Raw genomic sequence first — 3974 nt, forward strand, 5'->3', positions numbered from 1 at the left:
ATGGTCAGTTTCGAAATCTGAGCGAGGGACGGAGACCTAAATCATGAATACCCCGCCCGGACCTACTCTCCTCGGCATCGACGTCCTCTGGGTCGGCTCGATCCTTGCCGGACTTGCGGCGATGGCCGTGATGTTCGCGATCTATACGGCCGTGACGATCCGCGATCCCATGCAAAAGCGCGTCAAGGCGCTCAACGAGCGGCGCGAGCAGCTCAAGGCCGGGATCGTTACCCACACCGCCAAGAAGCGCGCAAAACTCGTTCGCAAGAACGAGACCACCGAGAAGATGCGCGACACGCTCGCCAGCCTCAAGGTGCTGCAGCAGAGCCAGCTCGAAACCATCCAGCAGAAGCTGGCCCAGGCCGGGATCCGCAAGAAGGAACTGGGCGTTGCGGTGATCTTCGCGCGCATGGTGCTGCCGGTGGTGCTTGGCGGGATCGTGGGCTTCATGGTCTATGGCATCAACTACTTCCCCGACTGGGGCGGGATGAAGCGCCTGATGGCCTTTGCCGCCGCCGTTGGCGCGGGCTACAAGGGCCCGGAAATCTACATCTCGAACCTGATTTCCAAGCGCACCGACGCGATCCGCAAGGGTCTGCCGGACGCGCTCGACCTGCTGGTGATTTGCGCCGAAGCCGGTCTGACCGTCGACGCCGCGTTCAACCGCGTGGCGCGCGAACTTGGCCGCGCCTATCCGGAACTGGGTGACGAGTTTGCCCTGACCGCGATCGAGCTGTCGTTCCTGTCCGAACGCCGGCAGGCCTTTGAAAACCTGGCCTACCGCGTCAACCTCGAAGCGGTGAAGGGCGTGACCACGACCATGGTCCAGACCGAACGCTATGGTACGCCGCTTGCCTCGGCGCTGCGCGTGCTCTCGGCCGAATTCCGCAACGAACGCATGATGCGCGCCGAAGAAAAAGCCGCCCGTCTGCCCGCGATCATGACCGTGCCGCTGATCCTGTTCATCCTCCCGGTGCTGTTCATCGTGATCCTTGGCCCCGCGGCCTGCTCGATCGCCGATGCCTTCGCGGCCAAGCCCGGCCAGCCGACTGGCTAAGCGGAACAAACCGTAACAACCTGGCGCCCCTGGAACCCTTGTTCCGGGGGCGCCTTGCGTTTGGGTCAGGCGGGGACGACTTCGCTTTCGATCGCGCCAAAGATCGTGTGCCCCTTGGCGTCGACCATTTCGATCCGCACCACGTCGCCATAGCGCAGGAATGGCGTTACCGGCTTGCCGCCCTCGATCGTCTCGACCATGCGCTGCTCGGCGATGCAGGAATAACCGCGCCCGCCCGCGCTGCACGGCCGCCCCGGCGAACCATCGGCGTCACGGTTGGAAACGGTACCCGAACCGACGATCGAACCCGCGCCGATCTGCCGGGTCTTCGCCAGATGCGCGATCAAGGTGCCGAAATCGAAGGTACACTCCTCACCCGCCTCGGCGCGGCCAAAAGCCTGCCCGTTAAGGTCGACGCGAAGCACGCCCGATAGCCGCCCCCCGCTCCACGCCGCGCCCAGCTCGTCGGGCGTCACGAACACCGGCGAGAAATGGGTCGCGGGTTTGGACTGGACGAAGCCGAAGCCCTTGGCGAGTTCGCCCGGGATCAGGCCGCGCAGCGATACGTCGTTGACGAGCCCGATCAGCCGGACGGCAGCCAGTGCTTCTTCGGCGCTCGCGCCTTGCGCAACGTCCCCGGTCACGACGCAGATTTCAGCCTCCATGTCGCAGCCCCAGCTTTCGTCCGCGAGGGTTATCGGCGCGCGCGCGCCGCGCAAGTCGTCGCTGCCGCCCTGGTACATCAGCGGATCATGCCAGAAGCTGTCGGGCAGCTCCGCCCCGCGCGCCTTGCGGACCAGTTCGACGTGATTGACGTAGGCCGATCCATCGGCCCACTGATAGGCGCGCGGCAGCGGCGCGGCGGCGGCCCGTTCGTGAAAGCGTTCGCGCGGGATCGCGCCGTGTTCCAGCTCGGTCGCCAGCGCGCGCAGCAGCGGCTCATGCGCGTCCCAGTCATCGAGCGCCGCCTGAAGGGTCGGCACGAGATGGTCGGCGGGCGTATACCAGGCGAGGTCCGACGAAACGATGCAAAGGCGGCCGTCGCGGCCATGCGGCAAAGAGGCAAGTTTCATCGGCAAATCACTTTCGCTTGGCGGCCTGCTCCGCAATGCGGGCAAGCAGGGCTTTGAAGGTGGCAAGTTCGGCAGGGGAAAGCGCCGCAAAGAGGCGCGCTTCCATCGAGAGCGCCAGCGGCATGATCTCGGCATGAACCGAGTGGCCGGCAGAGGTCAGCTCAAGATGGTGCGAGCGCCCGTCGCGCGAATTGGGGCTGCGGGTGATCAGGCCGCGATCTTCCAGCACCTTGCAGGCGCGATTGACGGCCACCTTGTCCATCTGCGTCGCGCCGACGAGTTCGCGCTGCGTGCGTGAGCCAGAGTCCCCCAGGACCGCCATCACGCGCCATTCGGGAATCTTGAGGCCGAAGCGCGCCCGGTATTCATCGGCGATCCGGTCGCTGACGGCATTGGAGGTGACCGACAACAGGTAGGGCAGGAAATCGGCGAGACGGGTCTTCGTGCCTGGCATTGCAATCAGGTTCCTCTTGTAACCAGTTTGCTAGGGCCAAGCCGCGCGGCGCGCAACGCCTTACCGGATTCGATTGTTCATTTTTGTACCGCCTCGGGCGCGGCAGCGGCAAAGGCGGGCAGTTCGCGCAAGGCCGCATCGATCCGCACCAACTGCGGGAAAGGGGCAAGCGGCAGGGCAAAACGCCGGGCATTGTACATCTGCGGCACCAGGCAGACGTCGGACAAATCTGGCGCTGCGCCCCCAAGCAGACCGGTTTGCGGAGCCTGCGCCTCAAGCGCGGCAAAGCCGGCGGAAATCCAGCGGTGGATCCAGTCCTGCACCGCCGCTTCGTCCGCCCTGAACTCGCCGCGCAGCACATTAAGCACGCGCAGGTTGGCAATCGGGTGAATGTCGGCCGCCACGACCTGCGCCCGCGCCCTGGCCTGGGCGCACAATGCCGGATCGAGCGGCAGCAGGCGCGGCTCGGGCCGGGTCTGGTCAAGGTATTCGATAATCGCCAGGCTCTGCGTGAGCATGTGGCCGTCGATCGCCAGCGCGGGAACCAGCCCTTGCGGATTGCGCGCCAGGTAATCGCTGCCGCGCTGGGCCCCGCTGGTCAGGTCCACGCTTTCGCTGCGATAGGCCAGCCCCTTGAGGTTCAACGCAATCCGCACCCGATAGGCCGCCGACGAGCGCCAATAATCGTACAGGACGATGTCGCCGCTCACGTCCGGCCCGGACCAATCACCCGCCCCGCCACGGCGTGCAGTTTCGCGATCAGTACCGGATCGCGCGCAGCGGGCGCGGTCATCACCGCGTGGTCGAGCGCGAAATCGATCGGGCTGGCACTGCGCCGGGCCGGCAGCATCGCGGCGAAGCGGCGCACCACGCGGTGGGCCAGGGCGACATTGCGGTGCATCACGTCGATCACCGCGTCAGCCTCGACCCCGGCCTCGCTTTCGCGCCAGCTGTCATAGTCGGTGACCATCGCCAGCAGGGCATAGGGTAGTTCCGCCTCTCGCGCCAGGCGCGCCTCGGGCAATGCGGTCATCCCGATCACGTCGGCACCCCATGACTGGTAGAGCTTGCTCTCCGCGCGGGTGGAAAACTGCGGACCTTCGATGGCGATATAGGTGCCGCTGTCGTGGATGAACGCATCCTCGCCGCGCGCGGCGCCGATCAACCCGGCGTGAAGGCGCGGACAGACCGGATCGGCCATCGAGACATGCGCCACCAAGCCGGGACCGAAGAAGCTGCCCTGCCGCGAGGTCGTGCGGTCGATGAACTGATCAACCGCGACAAAGTGTCCCGGCGCCATCGCGGAATTGAGCGATCCGATTGCCGAAAGCGCGATTACGTCGGTCACGCCGCAGCGCTTGAGCGCATCGATGTTGGCGCGAAAGTTGAC

General features: G+C 65.8%; 5 protein-coding genes. 1 reads left to right on the top strand and 4 read right to left on the bottom strand.

Going from position 1 to position 3974, the window contains the following annotated elements:
• Nucleotides 1-43 precede the first annotated feature (43 nt).
• Entirely contained in the window at nt 44-1057 is a 1014-nt protein-coding gene (locus ACE3SN_RS16320) for a type II secretion system F family protein (protein WP_374531822.1), read from the top strand.
• Between the two features lie 65 nt (nt 1058-1122).
• On the opposite strand, the gene ACE3SN_RS16325 is transcribed toward ACE3SN_RS16320, so the two are convergent.
• From ACE3SN_RS16325 to ACE3SN_RS16340, 4 genes are all read right to left on the bottom strand, one after another.
• Nucleotides 1123-2130, bottom strand: a complete 1008-nt coding sequence (locus ACE3SN_RS16325) for a fumarylacetoacetate hydrolase family protein (RefSeq protein WP_374531824.1) — start codon at nt 2128-2130, stop codon at nt 1123-1125.
• A 7-nt stretch (nt 2131-2137) separates the two neighbouring features.
• A complete protein-coding gene (locus ACE3SN_RS16330; protein ID WP_374531826.1) occupies nt 2138-2584 on the bottom strand; it encodes a MarR family winged helix-turn-helix transcriptional regulator in 447 nt (148 codons plus the stop codon).
• A gap of 77 nt (nt 2585-2661) precedes the next feature.
• Nucleotides 2662-3294 (bottom strand): maleylacetoacetate isomerase, encoded by a 633-nt coding sequence (gene maiA, locus ACE3SN_RS16335; protein ID WP_374531828.1) that lies wholly within the window; start codon nt 3292-3294, stop codon nt 2662-2664.
• The coding region (locus tag ACE3SN_RS16340; RefSeq protein ID WP_374531830.1) for an S-methyl-5'-thioadenosine phosphorylase at nt 3291-3974 on the bottom strand (684 nt) is incomplete at its 5' end. The genes ACE3SN_RS16340 and maiA, both read right to left, overlap by 4 nt.

The sequence above is a fragment of the Novosphingobium sp. genome, from assembly GCF_041915465.1.
GTDB lineage: Bacteria > Pseudomonadota > Alphaproteobacteria > Sphingomonadales > Sphingomonadaceae > Novosphingobium.

Bases quoted from the DNA above. Each gene is read 5' to 3' on its own strand.
- ACE3SN_RS16320 (WP_374531822.1), top strand. From the start codon at position 44: ATGAATACCCCGCCCGGACCTACTCTCCTCGGCATCGACGTCCTCTGG.
- ACE3SN_RS16330 (WP_374531826.1), bottom strand. From the start codon at position 2,584: ATGCCAGGCACGAAGACCCGTCTCGCCGATTTCCTGCCCTACCTGTTG.
- ACE3SN_RS16325 (WP_374531824.1), bottom strand. From the start codon at position 2,130: ATGAAACTTGCCTCTTTGCCGCATGGCCGCGACGGCCGCCTTTGCATC.